General features: G+C 71.0%; 17 protein-coding genes. 7 read left to right on the top strand and 10 right to left on the bottom strand.

Annotated elements, in window-relative coordinates; translation table 11 throughout:
- Nucleotides 1–53: 53 nt before the first annotated feature.
- The 5 genes from V6U79_RS04570 to V6U79_RS04550 all read right to left on the bottom strand — a co-directional run bounded on the left by V6U79_RS04570 (nt 54) and on the right by V6U79_RS04550 (nt 2,563).
- A complete protein-coding gene (locus tag V6U79_RS04570) occupies nt 54–278 on the bottom strand; it encodes a hypothetical protein (RefSeq protein ID WP_334525989.1) in 225 nt (74 codons plus the stop codon).
- Between the two features lie 250 nt (nt 279–528).
- Complete coding sequence (locus tag V6U79_RS04565; protein ID WP_334525986.1) at nt 529–939, bottom strand: VOC family protein; 411 nt, start codon at nt 937–939, stop codon at nt 529–531.
- Between the two features lie 5 nt (nt 940–944).
- Nucleotides 945–1,394, bottom strand: coding sequence for a helix-turn-helix transcriptional regulator (locus V6U79_RS04560; RefSeq protein WP_334525983.1), 450 nt, complete (start codon nt 1,392–1,394; stop codon nt 945–947).
- A 28-nt stretch (nt 1,395–1,422) separates the two neighbouring features.
- Nucleotides 1,423–1,563 (bottom strand): hypothetical protein, encoded by a 141-nt coding sequence (locus V6U79_RS04555; protein WP_334525980.1) that lies wholly within the window; start codon nt 1,561–1,563, stop codon nt 1,423–1,425.
- Nucleotides 1,564–1,606: 43 nt separating this feature from the next.
- Entirely contained in the window at nt 1,607–2,563 is a 957-nt protein-coding gene (locus V6U79_RS04550) for a helix-turn-helix domain-containing protein (protein WP_334525977.1), read from the bottom strand.
- 96 nt (nt 2,564–2,659) lie between these two features.
- On the opposite strand from V6U79_RS04550, the gene V6U79_RS04545 reads away from it, so the two are divergent.
- The 5 genes from V6U79_RS04545 to V6U79_RS04525 all read left to right on the top strand — a co-directional run bounded on the left by V6U79_RS04545 (nt 2,660) and on the right by V6U79_RS04525 (nt 7,418).
- Nucleotides 2,660–3,724 (top strand): saccharopine dehydrogenase family protein, encoded by a 1,065-nt coding sequence (locus V6U79_RS04545; protein WP_334525974.1) that lies wholly within the window; start codon nt 2,660–2,662, stop codon nt 3,722–3,724.
- A gap of 377 nt (nt 3,725–4,101) precedes the next feature.
- Nucleotides 4,102–4,476, top strand: a complete 375-nt coding sequence (locus tag V6U79_RS04540; protein ID WP_334613589.1) for a VOC family protein — start codon at nt 4,102–4,104, stop codon at nt 4,474–4,476.
- 262 nt (nt 4,477–4,738) lie between these two features.
- Nucleotides 4,739–5,719, top strand: a complete 981-nt coding sequence (locus V6U79_RS04535) for an ArsR/SmtB family transcription factor (protein ID WP_334525968.1) — start codon at nt 4,739–4,741, stop codon at nt 5,717–5,719.
- A 281-nt stretch (nt 5,720–6,000) separates the two neighbouring features.
- Complete coding sequence (locus V6U79_RS04530; RefSeq protein ID WP_334613588.1) at nt 6,001–6,468, top strand: peptidase inhibitor family I36 protein; 468 nt, start codon at nt 6,001–6,003, stop codon at nt 6,466–6,468.
- A gap of 197 nt (nt 6,469–6,665) precedes the next feature.
- Nucleotides 6,666–7,418, top strand: a complete 753-nt coding sequence (locus V6U79_RS04525) for a hypothetical protein (RefSeq protein WP_334613587.1) — start codon at nt 6,666–6,668, stop codon at nt 7,416–7,418.
- An 88-nt stretch (nt 7,419–7,506) separates the two neighbouring features.
- Here the strand turns inward: V6U79_RS04525 and V6U79_RS04520 are convergent, their stop codons facing one another.
- Together V6U79_RS04520 and V6U79_RS04515 are read right to left on the bottom strand one after the other, a co-directional pair.
- The gene (locus V6U79_RS04520) at nt 7,507–8,661 is read right to left on the bottom strand and encodes a helix-turn-helix domain-containing protein (RefSeq protein ID WP_334525962.1); all 1,155 of its coding nucleotides are present in this window, start codon (nt 8,659–8,661) and stop codon (nt 7,507–7,509) included.
- Nucleotides 8,651–8,815: a hypothetical protein gene (locus V6U79_RS04515; protein WP_334525959.1), complete on the bottom strand. Its 165-nt coding sequence runs from the start codon at nt 8,813–8,815 to the stop codon at nt 8,651–8,653. The genes V6U79_RS04520 and V6U79_RS04515 overlap by 11 nt, the downstream gene beginning before the upstream one ends.
- A gap of 206 nt (nt 8,816–9,021) precedes the next feature.
- Here V6U79_RS04515 and V6U79_RS04510 point away from each other — a divergent pair, with 206 nt between their 5' ends.
- Nucleotides 9,022–10,380 carry an NsdA family TPR-like regulatory protein gene (locus V6U79_RS04510; protein ID WP_334525956.1) on the top strand — a complete coding sequence of 453 codons (1,359 nt, stop codon included), beginning with the start codon at nt 9,022–9,024 and terminating at the stop codon, nt 10,378–10,380.
- A 40-nt stretch (nt 10,381–10,420) separates the two neighbouring features.
- Nucleotides 10,421–10,924 carry an NUDIX domain-containing protein gene (locus tag V6U79_RS04505; protein ID WP_334525953.1) on the top strand — a complete coding sequence of 168 codons (504 nt, stop codon included), beginning with the start codon at nt 10,421–10,423 and terminating at the stop codon, nt 10,922–10,924.
- Between the two features lie 103 nt (nt 10,925–11,027).
- On the opposite strand, the gene treZ is transcribed toward V6U79_RS04505, so the two are convergent.
- Genes treZ through glgX form a run of 3 tightly spaced genes read right to left on the bottom strand, consistent with a single transcriptional unit; the run spans nt 11,028 to nt 17,214 of the window.
- Nucleotides 11,028–12,761: a malto-oligosyltrehalose trehalohydrolase gene (treZ, locus tag V6U79_RS04500; protein ID WP_334613586.1), complete on the bottom strand. Its 1,734-nt coding sequence runs from the start codon at nt 12,759–12,761 to the stop codon at nt 11,028–11,030.
- Complete coding sequence (gene treY / locus V6U79_RS04495; protein ID WP_334613584.1) at nt 12,758–15,094, bottom strand: malto-oligosyltrehalose synthase; 2,337 nt, start codon at nt 15,092–15,094, stop codon at nt 12,758–12,760. Before treY ends, treZ begins: the two co-directional genes overlap by 4 nt.
- A gap of 2 nt (nt 15,095–15,096) precedes the next feature.
- Complete coding sequence (gene glgX / locus V6U79_RS04490; RefSeq protein ID WP_334525944.1) at nt 15,097–17,214, bottom strand: glycogen debranching protein GlgX; 2,118 nt, start codon at nt 17,212–17,214, stop codon at nt 15,097–15,099.
- Nucleotides 17,215–17,255 lie beyond the last annotated feature (41 nt).

Here is a 17,255-nt window from a genome sequence, read left to right as displayed (position 1 = left end):
GCGGCCTGGCCCGTCAAGCGCCGACTGGCCGCGATCCCGGCAGCACCCTCAGGTCATGCCTCGGCAGCGACGCGCCGCCCGCCGCGCCGCCTGGCGACGTACGGCTGGAAGAACATGCACAGGCCGGTGAAGAGCAGCACGGCGAGCGGGAGCAGCGGCAGGTAGAACACCCAGGCGGGCAGGGCTCCGCTCAGGGCGACGAAACAGATGATCACGGTCAGCGTGAAGGCGAGGGACAGCCAGCGGTGGGTCTGCCGAATCGTCTTGTTCCAGTTCATTGGGACCTCTCCTCGAAGACGAGCAACCCGGGCCTCGGCGGCCTGCAGGGTGGGACGTGGGAGTCGACGGGCACCAGCGCCTCGCCGTGCCGTGGGAAGGACAGCCGCGCCGAATACGGTGCAGGTGAGTCGACGCAGGTGTCGCGATGGTGGCGACCGGAGTCGGCGACGGTGACAACCAGGAGGCTGCCACCGCCGTCGTCGTGCGGGCTCGAACAGGGAGCCGTCGTACCGTCCTGAGCCGGACGGCTCAGCGCAGTTCCTGGATACGGATCAGGTTGCCGGCGGGGTCGCGGAAGGCGCAGTCGCGGATGCCGTACGGCTGCTCGATCGGCTCCTGGACGACCTCGGCGTCGCCGGCCTGCAACTTCTCGAAGGTGCCGTCGAGGTCGGGGGTGGCCAGCAGGATCCAGCCGTAGGTGCCCTTGGCCATCATCTCGGCGATCATGCGGCGCTCGTCCTCGGTGACGCCCGGGTCGGCGGCCGGCGGCGCCAGGAGGATGGACGTGTCGGGCTGGCCGGCGGGGCCGACGGTGATCCAGCGCATCGTCCCGTGTCCGACGTCGTTGCGGACCTCGAAGCCGAGGACGTCGCGGTAGAAGGCCAGGGAGGCGTCCGGGTCGACGTGCGGGAGGAAGCTGGTGTGAATGGTGAGGTTCATGCCAGTCAGGCTAGGTGCGGCCCGACGGCCGGCGCTTCTCGATTCCTGACCGGTCTGGTCACCTGTTTCGCCACGCACGCCGGCATCCCCGCCGTCGCGCGGGCCGCCTCCCGCCGGTAGGTGCTGGGCGGCATGCCGACCAGCTCGGTGAAGCGGGTGCTGAAGGTGCCCAGCGACGCGCAGCCGACGGCGAAGCAGACCTCGGTGACGCCGAGGTCGCCCCGCCGCAGCAGCGTCATCGCGCGCTCGATGCGCCGCGTCATCAGATAGGAGTACGGCGACTCGCCGTAGGCGCGCCGGAACTCCCGGCTGAGGTGCCCGGCCGACATGTTCGCGCCGCGGGCCAGCGCCTCGACGTCCAGCGGCTGCGCGTACTCCCGGTCGATCCGGTCCCGGACGCGGCGCAGCCGCGCGAGGTCGCGCAGGTGCTGCGCCGCGGCGGGTCTGCTGCTCACCCGCGCATCGTACGTCGGGAGCGAGCGCTCAGAGCGCCACGATCGCCGCGGTCTCCCCCGGCAGCTCCACCCGGTCCCGCATCACGGTGATTCCCTGCGCGGTGGCCAGCAGTACGTTCCGCACCACCCCGACGATGATCGTCTGCCCCTTGCCGGCAAGGTTCGCCACCCGCATGGTCGGGTGCCGCGGTGAACCGCGCCATCGATGGTGATCACCGTTGCGACGAGGGCCAGGCGCTGCGGAAGGTGCGACGGTAGGCGTCCGGAGGTACGCCGACGGTGCGGTTGAAGTGTCGCCGCAACGTCGTGGCCGTGCCCATGCCCGCCGCCTCGGCGATGACGTCGACGCTGTCGTCGGTCTTCTCCAGCAGCTCCTGGGCCCGGCGGATCCGCTGCGTCGACAGCCACTGCAACGGAGTGGTGCCGGTGGCCGACCGGAAGTGGCGGGCCAGGTTGCGCGAGCTCATGTTCGCCTGCCGGGCCAGATCCTCGACGGTCAGCGGCCGGTCCAGCCGTTCCATCACCCAGGGAAACAGGTCGGCGAGGGGATGGTCGTCGCGGGCGGGCACCGGGGTGGTGACGTACTGGGCCTGGCCGCCGGCGCGGTGCGGTGGCACCACCAGGCGGCGGGCGACGGCGTTGGCGACCGTCGAGCCGTGGTCGCGGCGGATCAGGTGCAGGCACAGGTCGATCGCGGCGGCCTTGCCGGCGGAGGCGAGCACGGTGCCGTTGTCGACGTAGAGCACGTCCGCGTCGACCCGCACCCGGGGATAGCGGTCGGCCAGCGCCTCGGTGTGGGCCCAGTGGGTGGTCGCGCGCAGCCCGTCCAGCACCCCGGCGGCGGCCAGCACGAACGCACCGGTGCACAGCGAGACCAGCCGAGCGCCCGCCTGGTGGGCCGCTCGGACGGCGTCGAGCAGGTCGGGCGGCAGCTCCGCGTCGATGTCCTCGACGGCAGGGACGATCACGGTGTCGGCGTGGGCGAGCCGGTCCAACCCGCCGTCCGGCTCCATCCGGAACCTGCCGATCCGGACCGGGCCCGGTCCGTGGACCGCGACGTCGTACCACGGGTCCGCCAGGCCGGAGGGGTCGCGGACGAAGATCTCGCACGCCATGGCCAGTTCGAAGTGCAGCATGCCGTCGGTGGCGGCGATCGCGACGGTGGCCATGTCCGAAACTGTACGGGGCATGGCGTTCCCGACACTGGTCCGGTGCCGGCCGCTGGTGGAAGCTCCTCGTAGTCGATCTTTCGAGGGAGTACGCAGATGGGTCAGAGTGTGGCGGTGTTCGGTGCGTACGGACACACCGGACGGTTCGTGGTGACGGAGCTACGCGCTCGCGGGTTCGTCCCGCTGCTGCTCGGTCGCGACGCGGAGAAGCTCCGGGCGCTGGCGGCGTCGCATCCGGGGCTCGAACACCTGGTGACATCGGTCGACGATCCGGCCTCGCTCGACCAGGCGTTGCAGGGCGCCGCCGCGGTCGTCAACAGCGCCGGCCCGTTCGCCTCCACCGCAGCCCCGATCATCGAGGCCGCCCTGCGCGCCGGGATCCCGTACGTCGACGTGGCCGCCGAAATCGAGGCCAACCTCGACACGTTCACCCACTTCGCCGACCGCGCCGAGGCCGCGGGCGTCGCGGTCGTCCCGGCGATGGCGTTCTTCGGCGGGCTCGGCGACCTGCTGGTCACGACGGCGATGGGCGACTGGACGGCGGCCGACGAGGCGCACGTCGCGTACGGATTGAGCAGCTGGCACCCCACGGCCGGGACCCTCGCGTCGGGGACCGTTTCCCGCGAGCGGCGCGACGGTCGCCGGGTCCGCTACACCGGTGGCCGACTGGAGTACTACGTCGCCGAGGGCGACCTGCCGACCCTGGACTGGGACTTTCCCGCCCCGGTGGGCCGCCGCAGGGTCCTCGGCGAGTTCACCATGGCTGACGTCGTCACCGTCCCCAGCCACCTGTCCATCCCCGAGGTACGCACGTACATGACCACCGACGCGGCCACGGACCTGGCCGCTGCGGGCGCACCGACCGCGGTCGACGCGCTCGGTCGGTCGGCGCAGACGTTCACCGTCGACGTCGTCGTGCGCTGCGGCGACACGCGACGGCGCGTCGTCGCCAGCGGCCAGGACATCTACGCCGTCAGCGCGCCTCTGGCGGTCGAGGCGGTCCGTCGCATTCTCGCCGGCCGGACGAGGACGAGCGGGGTCGCCTCCGCCGGCAAGATGTTCGACGCACCCGACTTCCTCCGCGCACTTTCCGCACACCTGAACACCAGGTCCCCGTCCGGCGTGGCGACCGCCGTCAACCCGCCGGCACCGGCCCATTGACAGTTTTTCTCATCCGAGCCCTGCGCAGAGCTTCGACATTGATCGATGACATGAGCAGTCGGGCGGCCACCCGCCGCCCGACCTTGGATTCAGCATCAAGTTCTTCGAATGACCCGCGCGTCCCAGGGGCCGACACCGACCAGCTTGGTCAGGCATCGATGAGAACACCTGCCGTGTTAGCATCTCGTCACGCCCCAGATGGGCCTACCCCCCCGGAGGTTGTGGCTACTTCAGCCGCCACGCCGAGATCAACACGACGTACGTGTGTCTCGCGCGGAGTCCGGGGCGTCGGCGCCTCCGGGGCTTTGTCATCGGTGCGGCTGGTGGACGCCGCGGGCTTCCGGTCGGGTCTTCGGATCCACCGAGAGACGGTACGCATGGCAGTCACGTTCAACCACACGATCATCGCCACGAAGGACAGGAGCGCGTCGGCCGCGTTCTACCGGGAGCTGTTCGAGTTGCCGGCGGCACCATCGTGGGGGCCGTTCGCCAACGTCCTGCTCGACGAAGGTGTGCTGCTCCAGTTCGCCGAGCCGCCGGTGGACATCCAGATGCAGCACTACGCGTTCCTCGTCGACGATGAGCTGTTCGCGCGGTGCCTGGCGCGTATCGAGGAGCGAGGCATCACCTACTGGGCCGACCCGCAGATGAAGCGCCCCGGGGAGACCAACACCGAGCACGGCGGGCGCGGGTTCTACTTCTTCGACCCGGCGGGGCACGCCATCGAGATCATCACGCGGCCGTACCTGTAGCCGGACCGAGCGCCGACGACGCGCGGGGCGGGGCCGCTCTCGGCGGGGAACGCCTCGCCGGGACCGGCCCTGCCGACCGATCACCGGCCGGCGCCGGGTGTCCCGGGCGACCTCGACGATCACGGTACGGGTCTCCAGCCGGCACCGGACCTCGGCCGGCGTGACTTGTTCGCGTCCACCAGGACCCATGCGCGCCGCTGCCATGCTGTGATGAAACGACTCCAGAGAGTTTGAATCCACTGAGGACCGGGTGAAGTGTCGAATGATCACTCTGCGACTCGGCGTGCAGACGCTGGCCAGAACCCGATGGTCGGCTTCACCGGCCATGGAGGCCATGGCGTGGCTGGCCCTCGCCGCGAAGACCCGCCGACACGCGGTGTTCGGTGATCCGGGCCCGGCCGCACGAGGGGCTCTGCGACATCCCGACGTGTCGTTGGTCGCCGATCTGCTGTCACCTGAGGGAACCGGGTACATCCCCGATCTCCTGACGCCGAAACCGCGGCTCGGTTCGTGGCAGGAGATCATGGACGCCCAGCTCGCCGAGATCGAATCGGCTGCACAGGACGCCGTCGACACCCAGGTGTTGTCCACCACGGAGTCACATCGGGGCCGACCGGTGCCTGACCGTATCCGAAGGCTCGCCGAAGCGGGGCGACTGCAGCAGCGGCTCGCCGCCGGTGTCGCACATTTCTGGCGGGAGACATTGCACGACGACTGGCCAGCGCTTCAGGCAGTCATTGACACCGAGATCGGCACACGATCCACGGCCATCGCCGGGAACGGCATCGGCAAGGTACTCAGCCGGCTCCATCCACGGCTCGACTGGACCGGCGATTCGCTGATCATCGACACACCTCATGACCGCGTGGTCGACCTCACCGATCACGACCTCGTGCTCGCGGCCACCGTCCTGACCTGGCCAACTCTCATGTTCCAGGTCGACGATGCGCTGCCCGCCACCATCTACTACCCGCCCAGCCGGGTCGGGAACCGCCGCCGCCGTGGTCCGGTGGCACTCACCGAAGTGGTCGGCGCCGTGCGCGCCGCACTGCTCACGGACCTCGCGGTCGCCCGCTCGACCGCAGAGTTGGCGACCCGGCACGGCGTGGCGGCCAGCACGGTCTCCTACCATCTCGGTGCGTTGCACCGCGCCCGGCTCGTCAGCAGGCACCGGGACGGCCGCCACGTTCTGTACCAACGCACAACGCGAGGCACCACGCTGGCGGACACCGCCGGATCGTAGATCCACTGAACGCGCTCCACCAGCCGTACCCGAGCAGATCCGCCACGCAGTTCGATCCGCCACCGCCTGCCCTGCCGCACGGGCCTCGCCGTGTGCGGATCGTGGACGTCGCCGTGCGTGCCGTAAGCGACTTCGTTCGGGACAGGTATCGGGTCGATTCGAACTGGTTCGAATAGTTTCGCTGAATCTTCGCACCAGGATTGACTGACCTCATCCACACCGGTGTCACCAACACCTCATCACTCAGCTCCGGCAGAAAGATCCCTAGGCTAAGGAGACTCATGAAGCGACAAATCCTGGCGTTCTTCGGTGCGTTGGCGCTGGCGGCCGGCGGGCTCCTGGTCGTAGCCGGCCCGGCCCAGGCGGCGACGTCGCGCAACGGCGTGTGCGAGAGCGGCGAACTGTGCATGTGGCAGAACAACGACCTACGCGGCGGTCGCTACGACACCGCCGCGACCACTGCGGACTTCAGGCAATGGTCGTTCGTGGCTGCCTGTACGTCGGACTGCTCGCTGCAGGACAACGTCAGCTCGCTGCGTAACTACGATCCGGTGAATGCCGTCCGCCTCTTCGAGCACGAGAACTTCCGGGGCCTCTACTTCTGGCGTCAGAAGGCCAACAGCGGTCAGTCGGACGAGGCCCTGAATCTCACGCTGGACCGGGACCAGAACGGGAACAACTGGAACGACCGGTTCAGCTCGTTCTGCTTCGTCTGGGCCGGCCAACCGCAAACCCGTTGCCGGCCGTAGGACCGCGTCGAGGGGCTCGCGTCGGCCGTGAGGTAGTAGGCAACGCGGGCCCCTCCACCCTGAGCGAGGTTTCCATGCCCACGATGCGTAGGCAATTCGCGGCCCTCGTGCTGGCCTGCCTGACTGCCGGCGCCGGGACCGCCTGCGACACGAGCGGTCCTGCGCCGCGGCCCGCTGGGCCATCGCCGGTGTCGACCATGAGCCTTCCGTTGGACCGGCTGTTTCCGTCCGGGGACGAGGACCTGCTTCTCCAGCGGGCCGAGGCGAAGCTGGTCGTGGCCTGCATGCGCCGGCTCGGCATCACCTACCGGCCGCCGGAACCGCACCACACCGACCCGGCTGCCGCGCGGGACGGGTTGTACGGACTGGTGGAGCACGACCAGGCGCAGCGCCTCGGTTACCACGCCGCACCCGGCGGTGACCCGGCTGAGGACAAGGGTCCACCGCCTCCGGAAGAGACGGCGGTGGCGCTTACCGGCACCCGGTTCGAGGCCGGCGGACCGGAGCCGGCCGGCGGCCGAATCCCTGAGGGCGGCTGCCTCGGCGAGGCGAACCGGCGCCTGGCCGAGGGCGCGCCACCGATCGGCGAGACGCTCCTGTACGACATGGCCCTGCAGGCCGGCCATCAGGCAGAGCGGGACCCGCGCGTTCAGGCCGGGTTCCGGGCCTGGTCGACGTGCATGGCCGGCAAGGGGTTCGCCTACGCCGACCCCTGGCAGGCCAACGACGATCCCCGGTGGAGCACCGACCGTCCCAGCGGCGTGGAGCGCCGGACCGCGGTGGCCGACGTCGCGTGCAAGGACAGCACGGGTCTCGTGACGATCTGGCAGGCGGCGATGGTGGAGCACCAGCGACGCACCATCGCGAGCCGCTCCGCCGACATCGAACGCTACGAGCAGGCCAAGAGCGCCCGGCTCGCCAACGGCCGACAAATTCTGGCGACAATGTGAGGGCCAGCCAGCTGTCGGCCGCTGTTGAATGCCCGAGAAGGTGAGCCGACGCCGGGGTTGGTCGCGCGTCCGGGTGAAGGCCGGCCGGTCAGCGGGTGAGGCCGACCAGCGTCGCCAGTCGCGCCACGCCGGCCGGCGCCGGATGCCCCCGGGCCACCTCGGCGATCACGGTACGGGCGGCCGGCCGGCACCGGACCTCCGCCGGCGCGATGCTGTCCGCGTCGACCAGGGCCCGCGCGGCGCCGCGCAGGTCACCAACCATGAGGTACGCCCGCGCGGCATCCACCAGGTACGCGCCCCGATACTCGGCCGACAGCCGTCGCCACGCCTCCCGCCGAATCACCGCCGCGTGCCGCTGCACCGCCTCGCCGGCCTCACCTGACTCGACCGCCACCACCACCCGAGCCAGGTCCACGGCGACCGGCCCGAAACCGGTCCGGTGCGTGTCGTCGTACCCCCTGATCTGCGCGGCGATCCGGGCGGCCCGGTCGGTCAGCTCCTCGGCGCGGCCGGTGTCGCCGCAGCCGGCGGCGGCCAGGGCGGCCTGGAGCAGCAGCGTCCCGCGGACGGCCCACTCCCCCGGCGTCCCCGTGGGCGCAAGCCGGCTCGCGGCGGCGAGCGTCGCGGCGAGGGCCAGCCGGTCCCGGCCCGACGCGCGCAGCGCCTGCCCGACCGACACGGCCGCCGTCGCGGCCAGCACCGGATCGTCGCCCGCCACGGCCATCGCCCGGTCGGCGGCCAGCCATCCGAGGTCGGCCTCGCCGAGCTTCACGAGCACCGACGAGGTGATCCGGTACGCCTGCACCAGCAGCTCCGGTGCCTCCGTGGCCCGGACGGCGTCGAGCAGGCCGGGCAGCACCCGCACCACCTGCGCGTAGTGCGCGTGCTGGAAGGTCAGCCAGGCGTGCCCGACGTGCCGGCGCAGCGCCTCCGCCCCCTGAGCTGGGGCTTGCGGGGTGTCGTAGCGGGCGAGGGCGGCGCGGATCTCGTCCACCCCGTCCAGCGTGCCGGCGGCCGGGGACGGTGACGGGCCACGCTGACCGAGCAGCACCGCCGGATCGACCCGCAGTACCTCGGCGATCTCCTGGATGACCGAGTACCGGTCCAGCGTGCGGACGCCCCGCTCGACCTTGTCCACCCAGCTCTTCGACTTGCCGAGCCGGGCGGCGAGTACCTGTTGGGTCATCCGCCGCCGGACCCGCCAGCGGGCCAGCGTGCGCCCGATCGGTTCGTCAGCGGTCACGCCGCCACCGCCGGTCCGGGACCGCGCGGGTCGTGTCCTCCACCGGTACGCGCTCCGCCTCGGCCTGCGCGAGCAGCCGCTGTTTGGCCGCCTCCCGCTCGGCTGCCTCGACCTGCTCGCCACGGCTCTCCGACTTCTCGCCTTGCACCCTCACCTCCGTCAACCGTGCGGTCTTCCCCGCCTCAAGGACTCCTGAGACCAGCGAAGCCGGCCGCCCATCGACGGACCAGATGGCGAGCGATGCGCCCGATTGCGCTGCCGCAGACCCGGGTTGCGCAGGGTTGCGCGGGTCCCCATAGCGCCCCCGGAACCCATAGGCTCGTGACTGTTGGTAGTCGATCGATGCCTGGAGGCATAACCATGGCGCGGCCGGTCACGAACGCGGCATTCGAAGCACTGCTGCACGCCGCCGGCTACGGCAACGCCCACGCTGCCTTTGCCCGGCAGCTCAATCACGCCGGCCGCAACTACGGCACCTGGCGATACGACGCGGCCAGCGTCTACTGGTGGCTGCGCGGTCGCCGACCCGCCGAGCATGTCCAAGCCACCATGGCCGAGACACTCGCCCGCAAGCTCGGTCGCTCAGTCGCCGTCTTGGAGCTGGGATTCGGCGCAGGCGAGGGCACCGGAACAAGCATTTACCCGGCCTCCGCTGGCCAGGCGATCGACGCCGCCGAGCGACTTTGGACGACGCTGGCCAAGCACATCAGGCCACCGGTCAGCGGGACGTTCGACAGCGGCAAGGCTCTACAGGCGGCGCTCGGCTGGCGGTACGACCTGCCCGACAAGACGGTCAGCCGAAACGGCCGGCAACCTGTCACCACCGGCGACATCCAATCGCTGTACGCGCTCGCGGACCACTTCACCGATCTCGACCGACGTCACGGCGGTGGTTCGCCACACACCCGGGCGCTCATGGCCGACTTCCTCGTGCGTCAGGTCGCCCTCATGCTGCGCGGCAACTACACCGACGTCGTCGGGCGCGACCTCTTGCGCGCAGCCGCGACACTCTCCGGTCAGCTCGCCTTTATGTCCTACGACGCAGGTGACCATGCCACCGCCCAACACCACACGACCGTCGCCCTACGGCTCGCCAAGGCCGCCGACGACCGCCTGCACGGCGCCCACCTGCTGGCCAACCTCGCCGCGCAGGCTGTGCACCTGGGGCACGCTCGGGATGCCGCCCGGCTTGCCGAGGCCGCCATCGACGGCGCCGGCCGCGCACCCGCCGCTGTCCTCGCTCGGCTGTACACCACCGCCGCCACCGCGTACGGACAGTCGGGCGAACGACGTGCCTGCCAGGTGGCACTCGCCAAGGCTGAGCGGGCTCTCGACCGGACCGGTTTGAGCGTCGGCCCTCGCTGGGTCAACTACTTCGGTCCCGCCCACCTCGCCGGGGCTGCACTCAGGTGCCTAGGCGACCTGCACCTCTACACGCAGGCCCTACGCCACGCTCCTGACGCGATCACTTTGAGCAGCCAAAACGCCCGCACGCGTGCGCTTCACACCGCCCTGATCGCCACGATCCATGCCCGCGCCGGGGACACCGACGCCGCTTGTGACTGGGGCCGGAAGCTCGCGCGGCACGCCGTAGGCGTTCACTCTGCGCGTGTTGAACAGCGCGTCCGCGAACTCACCGCCATGCTCAGCCCACAGCAGGCATTACCGCAGGTCAGCGAAGTCCTGTATGCCCTCTCGACCGTGCCAGCAGCCACGTAGCGCGAGGGTGCATCGAGGCCCATCCGATAGCGTCACCTGGGTGACCTGGACGGAGCCCGCCATCTGGTACGCCAACCTGTCATCCTTCTACGCCGCCGCAGCGGCCTTCATCACCGACCCAGCCGGCAATGTGCTGCTCGTGAAGCCCACATACCGCGACCACTGGGCGTTCCCCGGCGGCTACGTGGACGAGGGCGAGTACCCGCATGAGGCCTGCGCCCGCGAGATCCGGGAGGAGCTGGGGGTCTATGTGACGGTGGGCGACCTGCTCATCGTGGACTGGGCGCCGCCTTCCGGGCAGCGGCCTCGCGCAATCATCAGCTTCACGTTCGACTGCGGGACTATGGTTGACCTTGATGGCCTCAACCTGACTCAGCAGGAGCTGGACAGTGCCGCCTTCTTCTCGGCGAAGGAGGCCGAGGAACGCCTTCCCGGCAACGTGGCTCCCCGCGTCCACTCGGCCATCCACGCTCGCGCTCAACGAACCCCGATTTACCTCGCCAGCGGGTCCGCTGCTACCACGCACAGCCCACTGCCTCGGTAGGGATGTTCGGCTCGCTCAACTAGTGCAGAGTTTGAACGCGGGACAGGCCTAGATCTTGATACCGGATGCGCAGGCCATAGCTCGCAGAGACCGACCGCGACACTCAGAGCGCCACGACCGCCGCCGTCTCCGCTGGGAGCTCCACCCGGTCCCGCATCACCGTGACCCCCTGCCCGGTGGCCAGCAGCACGGTGCGCACCACCCCCGGCAACGTGATCGTCTGCCCCTTGCCGGCCAGGTTCGCCACCACAAGGGTCTCCCCCCGCCGCATCACCAGGAACTGGTCCCCGTGCTGCACGTTCACCGCGTGCAGCCGCGGGTCCGACAGGTCAGGACGCGACTTTCGCAGCGCGATCAGCCGCCGGTGGAACTCGTACATCTCGCGGTGTTCGGGTTTGTCCAGCTCCGCCCAGTCCAGCCGGGAGCGCAGGAAGGTCTGCGGGTCCTGCGGGTCGGGGACGTCCCCCTCCGGCCAGCCGTGGGCGGCGAACTCCCGCTTGCGGCCGGTGGCCACGGCGGTGGCCAGCTCGGGCTCGGGGTGGCTGGTGAAGAACTGCCACGGCGTGCTGGCCGCCCACTCCTCCCCCATGAACAGCATCGGCGTGAACGGCGCGGTCATCAGCAACGTCGCCCCCACCCGGAGCAGCGAAGGCGACAACGACGCGGAGATCCGGTCCCCGGTGGCCCGGTTGCCGATCTGGTCGTGGTTCTGCAGGTACGCCACGAACCGGTGCCCCGAGGTGCGCTGCCGGTCCACCGGCCGGCCGTGGCTGCGGTTACGGAAGCTGGACCAGGTGCCGGTGTGGAAGAACGCGCCGGTCAGCACGTCGGTCAGGCATTCGAGGGAACCGAAGTCGCCGTAGTAGCCCTGCCGTTCCCCGGTGAGCAGGGTGTGCAGCGCGTGGTGGGCGTCGTCGTTCCACTGGGCGTGCAGCCCGTAGCCGCCAGCCTCCCTGGGGGTGATCAGCCTGGGGTCGTTGAGGTCGGACTCGGCGATCAGCGACAGCGGCCGGCCGAGGTGGGTGGCGAGCGCCTCAACCTCCTCCGCGACCTGCTCCAGCAGGTGGGTGGCCCGGGAATCGGGCATCGCGTGCACGGCGTCCAGCCGCAGCCCGTCGACGTGGTAGTCGCGCAGCCACATCAGCACGCTGTCGATGATGTAGCGGCGCACCCCGTCGGAGTGCGGGCCGTCCAGGTTGACCGTCCGGCCCCAGGTGTTGCTCTGCTCGTTGAGATACGGCGCGAACATCGGCGCGTAGGCCCCGGAGGGCCCGAAATGGTTGTAGACGACGTCGAGGATCACCCCCAGGCCCTTGGCGTGGGCGGCGTCCACCAGGCGTTTCAGGCCGTCCGGTCCCCCGTACGGCTGGTGCGGGGCGTACCAGCAGACGCCGTCGTAGCCCCAGTTGTACTCGCCGTTGAAGGCGTTGACCGGCAACAGCTCGATGAAGTCGACACCGAGGGCGACCAGGTGGTCGAGGCGGTCGATCGCCGCGTCGAAGGTGCCCTCCGGGGTGAACGTGCCGATGTGCAGCTCGTACAGGACGCCGCCGGGCAGCTGCCGGCCGGTCCAGTCCTGGTCGGTCCAGCGGTAGGCGCTGTGGTCGTAGACCCGGCTGGGGCCGTGCACCCCGGCAGGTTGCCAGGCCGACCGCGGGTCGGGCAGCGCCCGGTCGTCGTCGTCGAGCAGGAAGGCGTAGTCGGTGCCCGGGCCGGCGGCGGGGACCTCGACCCGCCACCAGCCGTCCGGGGCGGCCCGCATCTCGTGGTCGGCGGCGCCGGACAGGCGCAGCCGTACCCGGGCGACGTCGGGCGCCCACACCGTGAACTCGGTCATGCGGCAGCCTCCACGGAGTCGGTGGGAGCCAGCAGGGCGACGGGATAGGTGCTCAACAGATCATCAAGGAGCAGCTCAGACCCACTGTAGACCCGACCGGTGAACACGTCCGTAACACTGTTGCCGGAAATCGAGAGAGTCGTCCGCCGCCAGCCTCCGTCGCGGGCCAGCCGCAGCGGGAGCCGGGTGGCCACCGCGACGGCGCCGCCCCGGTCGAAGGCGACCGCGTGCGCCCCGGCGGGCCCGTGCGCCGGCACCGGCCGGTAGGTGGTGAAAAGCTCCGGGTGGTCCCGGCGCAGCCGCAGCGTCCGGGAGACGACCAGCAGCTTCGCCGCGCCGTCGGCGGCGACCGCCGGCCGGTGGCCGCCGTCGAGGCGGGCCAGCAGTTCCCGGCGTACGGCGAAGTCGACCGGGCGGCGGTTGTCCGGGTCGACCAGGCTGTTCTCCCACAGCTCGGTGCCCTGGTAGGTGTCCGGCACGCCGGGCATGGCGAGCTGGACCAGCTTCTGCCCGAGCGAGTTGGACCAGCCGGCCGGGGTGATCTCCTCGGCGAACCCGGTGATCTCGGCGTGCAGGTCGGAGTCGTCGTACATCCGGTCGACCAGGGCGTGCAGCTCGCGTTCGAAACCCCGGTCGGGGTCGGCCCAGCTGGTGGAGACGGACGCCTCCCGGGACGCCTTCTCCACGTACGCGTGCAGCCGGTCCCGCTCGATCGGCCAGGCGCCGACGGCGGTCTGCCATAGCAGGTGGGCGAAGGCGGGGTCGGCCAGCGGTGCCCGGGCCATCCAGTCCGTCACCCGCTCGGCCCACCGGTCGGGCAGCTCGGAGAGCACGGCCAGCCGGGCGCGGACGTCCTCTCCGCGCTTGGTGTCGTGGGTGGAGAGGGTGGTCATGCCGGCCGGCCAGCGGACCTGCCGGGCGGCGGCGGCGCGGTGGAACTCCGCCGGCGGCACCCCGAAGTGGGCGGGCGAGCCGCCGACCTCGTTCAACCCGATGAAGCGGCTCCACCGGTAGTAGGCGGTGTCCTCCACCCCCTTGGCCATCACCGCGCCGGAGAGCTGCGGGAAGCGCCGGGCCAGCTCGTGTTCCGGGTCGCGCAGCCGGGCGGTGACCGCGTCGAGGGTGGCCGTCAGGTCGGGGCGGCGCCGGCCCGCCTCGGAGCGGGCGGCGGCGAGGTGCCGGGCGCCGTGCGGCGGGTAGCCCCGGTAGACCGGGAAGCAGGCGGCCAGCTCGGCCAGCGCCTCCCGGGTGGCTCGCTGGTCCAGCTCCGGCACGAGCGCGGCGAGCCGGGTCAGCTCGGCGGCGAGCAGCCGGGTGGCGGCTTCGAGCTTGGTGTCGTGGGTGAGGTCCTCCCACGAGGTGTGCCGCCCGACCAGTCGGGCGTCCAGGGCGGTGAAGTCGCCCTCGGCGCGGCCGTCGACGAAGAGCCCGCAGACCGTGGCGAGGGCCTCGTAGCCGGTGGTGCCGTCGACCGGCCAGTCCGGCAGCTCCTCCCCGTACTCCAGGATCTTCTCCACCACCAGCCAGGCGTCTGGAGCGGCGGCGCGCAACCGGGCCAGGTAGCCGGCCGGGTCGCGCAGGCCGTCGGGGTGGTCGACCCGGATGCCGTCGACCTCGCCGGCCGCCACCCATCGCAGGACCTCCGCGTGGGTGGCGTCGAAGACCGCCGGGTCCTCCACCCGCAGTCCGGCCAGGTCGGAGACGGCAAAGAACCGGCGGTACGTCAGTTCGCTGTCCCCGCGCCGCCAGGAGATCAGCTCGTAGTGCTGCCGGTCGTGCACCTCGCGCGGACCGCCGTCGCCGGTGCCGTCGGCGATCGGGAAGCGGTGCTCGTGGTAGCGCAGCTCCCCGTCGACCAGCTTCAGGTCGTCCAGGGCGTCCGGGCTGTCGGCGAGCACCGGCAGCAGCAGCCGGCCGCGGTCCCAGTCGATGTCGAACCAGTCGGCGTACGCCGAGGAGCGGCCCCGGCGCAGCACGTCCCACCAGGCCGGGTTCGCCGCCGGCTGGGCCACCCCGGCGTGGTTGGGCACGATGTCCACGACCAGGCCGAGCCCGGCCGCGCGCAGCGCCCGGACCAGCCGCTGCCGGCCCGCCTCGCCGCCCAGCTCCGGGTTGACCGCGCGGTGGTCGACCACGTCGTAGCCGTGCGCGGAGCCGGGGGCGGCGGTGAGCAGGGGCGCGCTGTAGAGGTGGGTGACGCCGAGGTCGGCGAGCCAGCCGGCGAGGTCGGCGGTGGCGTCGAGGTCGAAGCCGGGGCGGACCTGCACGCGGTAGGTCGAGCCCACCCGCGTCGTCGGTGCCGTCGGCGGGTCGGGGCGAGGGGTGTCGGGCATGGTCAGACCGTCCTCTCCAGGACCACCAGGGAGCGGTCGGGCACGCAGATGGCGTTGCCCGCCTCGACCACGGTGGTCTTCTCCGGTTCCGGTTCCGCGGTGCTGATGACCAGCTCCCAACGCTGCCCGAACTCCTCGCCCGGCATGGTGAAGTCCAACGGGGCGTCGTGGGCGTTGAAGCAGAGCAGGAAGGAGCTGTCCTGGTGGCGCTGGCCGTACTGGCCGCGCTCGCGGATGCCGTCGCCGTTGACGAAGAGCGCGACCGAGCGACCGAAGTCGTTGCCCCAGTCCTCGCCGGTCATCTCCCGGCCGTCCGGGGTGTACCAGGCCAGGTCGGGCAGGCCCGCCTCGGCGCTGCGCCCGCCCACCGGCAGGCCGGTGAAGAACCGCCGCCGCCGGAACACCTGGTGGTTGGTGCGGAACTCGGTGAGCCGCTGGACGAAGGCCAGCAGCTCGGGGTCGGCCCGCTCCCAGTCGACCCAGGCCACCTCGTTGTCCTGGCAGTAGGCGTTGTTGTTGCCCCGCTGGGTGCGGCCCAGCTCGTCGCCGTGGCCGATCATCGGCACGCCCTGGGAGAGCACCAGGGTGGCCAGGAAGTTGCGTCGCTGCCGGGCGCGCAGCGCCAGCACCGCGGGGTCGTCGCTCTCCCCCTCCACGCCGCAGTTCCAGGACCGGTTGTGGTTCTCGCCGTCCCGGTTCTCCTCGCCGTTGGCCTCGTTGTGCTTGTCGTTGTACGACACCAGGTCGTTGAGGGTGAACCCGTCGTGGCAGGTGACGAAGTTGATGCTGTGGAAGGGGCGGCGGCCGTCGTCCTGGTAGAGGTCGGCGGAGCCGGAGATCCGGGAGGCGAACTCGGCCAGGGTGGCCGGCTCACCGCGCCAGAAGTCCCGCACGGTGTCGCGGTACTTGCCGTTCCACTCGGTCCACTGGGGCGGGAAGTTGCCGACCTGGTAGCCGCCCGGGCCGACGTCCCACGGCTCGGCGATCAGCTTGACCTGGCTGACCACCGGGTCCTGCTGGACCACCTCGAAGAAGGTGGAGAGGCGGTCGACCTCGTAGAACTCCCGGGCCAGGGTGGCGGCCAGGTCGAAGCGGAAGCCGTCGACGTGCATCTCGGTGACCCAGTACCGCAGCGAATCCATGATCAGTTGCAGGGAGTGCGGGCTGCGCACGTTGAGGCTGTTGCCGGTGCCGGTGTAGTCGACGAAGTAGCGCCGGTCGTCCTCGCTGAGCCGGTAGTAGCTGGCGGTGTCGACGCCCTTGAAGCTCAGCGAGGGCCCGAGGTGGTTGCCCTCGGCGGTGTGGTTGTAGACCACGTCCAGGATGACCTCGATGCCGGCGGCGTGCAGCGCCTTGACCATGCCGCGGAACTCCTGCACCTGCTGGCCGAGCCGGCCCAGCGCGGAGTAGCCGTGGTGCGGGGCGAAGAAGCCGATGGTGTTGTAGCCCCAGTAGTTGCGCAGCCCCAGGTCGGTCAGGCGGTGGTCGTGCACGAACTCGTGCACCGGCATCAGCTCGACCGCGGTGATCCCCAGCCGCTTGAAGTAGTCGATCATCACCGGGGAGGCGATGGCCGCGTAGGTGCCGCGCAGCTCCTCCGGGATGTCCGGGTGCCGCATGGTCAACCCGCGCACGTGCGCCTCGTAGATCACCGAGTGGTGGTAGGGGGTGCGCGGCGGCCGGTCGTTGCCCCAGTCGAAGTACGGGTTCACCACCACCGACTTGGGCATGAACGGCGCCGAGTCGGCCTCGCTCATCCGGTCCGGCTCGCCCAGCACGTAGTCGTAGACCGCCGGATCCCAGGTGATCTCCCCGTCGATCGCCTTGGCGTACGGGTCGAGCAGCAGCTTGTGCGGGTTGCAGCGCACCCCGCCGGCCGGGTCGAACGGGCCGTGCACCCGGTAGCCGTACCGCTGGCCGGGCTCGATCCCGGGGAGGTAGGCGTGCCAGACGTAGGCGTCCACCTCGCGCAGCTCGACGCGCCGCTCGGCGCCGGTGTCCCACTCGTCGAAGAGGCAGAGCTCGATCTTCTCGGCCACCTCGGAGAAGATCGCGAAGTTGGTGCCCATCCCGTCGTAGGTGGCGCCGAGGGGGTAGCGCTCGCCCGGCCAGACCTGCATGTCGCTCCTTCGGCCCATGATCGTGAGCGCACCGGACGGGC

Source organism: Micromonospora psammae (genome assembly GCF_036902725.1).
GTDB lineage: Bacteria > Actinomycetota > Actinomycetes > Mycobacteriales > Micromonosporaceae > Micromonospora.
This window is presented reverse-complemented; position numbering and strand designations above follow the sequence as displayed.

Excerpts from the sequence above, each read along its gene's own strand:
- V6U79_RS04570 (WP_334525989.1), bottom strand. The coding sequence starts at position 278 with ATGAACTGGAACAAGACGATTCGGCAGACCCACCGCTGGCTGTCCCTC.
- V6U79_RS04565 (WP_334525986.1), bottom strand. The coding sequence starts at position 939 with ATGAACCTCACCATTCACACCAGCTTCCTCCCGCACGTCGACCCGGAC.
- V6U79_RS04550 (WP_334525977.1), bottom strand. The coding sequence starts at position 2,563 with ATGGCCACCGTCGCGATCGCCGCCACCGACGGCATGCTGCACTTCGAA.
- V6U79_RS04545 (WP_334525974.1), top strand. The coding sequence starts at position 2,660 with ATGGGTCAGAGTGTGGCGGTGTTCGGTGCGTACGGACACACCGGACGG.
- V6U79_RS04540 (WP_334613589.1), top strand. The coding sequence starts at position 4,102 with ATGGCAGTCACGTTCAACCACACGATCATCGCCACGAAGGACAGGAGC.
- V6U79_RS04535 (WP_334525968.1), top strand. The coding sequence starts at position 4,739 with ATGATCACTCTGCGACTCGGCGTGCAGACGCTGGCCAGAACCCGATGG.
- V6U79_RS04530 (WP_334613588.1), top strand. The coding sequence starts at position 6,001 with ATGAAGCGACAAATCCTGGCGTTCTTCGGTGCGTTGGCGCTGGCGGCC.
- V6U79_RS04525 (WP_334613587.1), top strand. The coding sequence starts at position 6,666 with ATGAGCCTTCCGTTGGACCGGCTGTTTCCGTCCGGGGACGAGGACCTG.
- V6U79_RS04510 (WP_334525956.1), top strand. The coding sequence starts at position 9,022 with ATGGCGCGGCCGGTCACGAACGCGGCATTCGAAGCACTGCTGCACGCC.
- treZ (WP_334613586.1), bottom strand. The coding sequence starts at position 12,761 with ATGACCGAGTTCACGGTGTGGGCGCCCGACGTCGCCCGGGTACGGCTG.
- treY (WP_334613584.1), bottom strand. The coding sequence starts at position 15,094 with ATGCCCGACACCCCTCGCCCCGACCCGCCGACGGCACCGACGACGCGG.
- glgX (WP_334525944.1), bottom strand. The coding sequence starts at position 17,214 with ATGCAGGTCTGGCCGGGCGAGCGCTACCCCCTCGGCGCCACCTACGAC.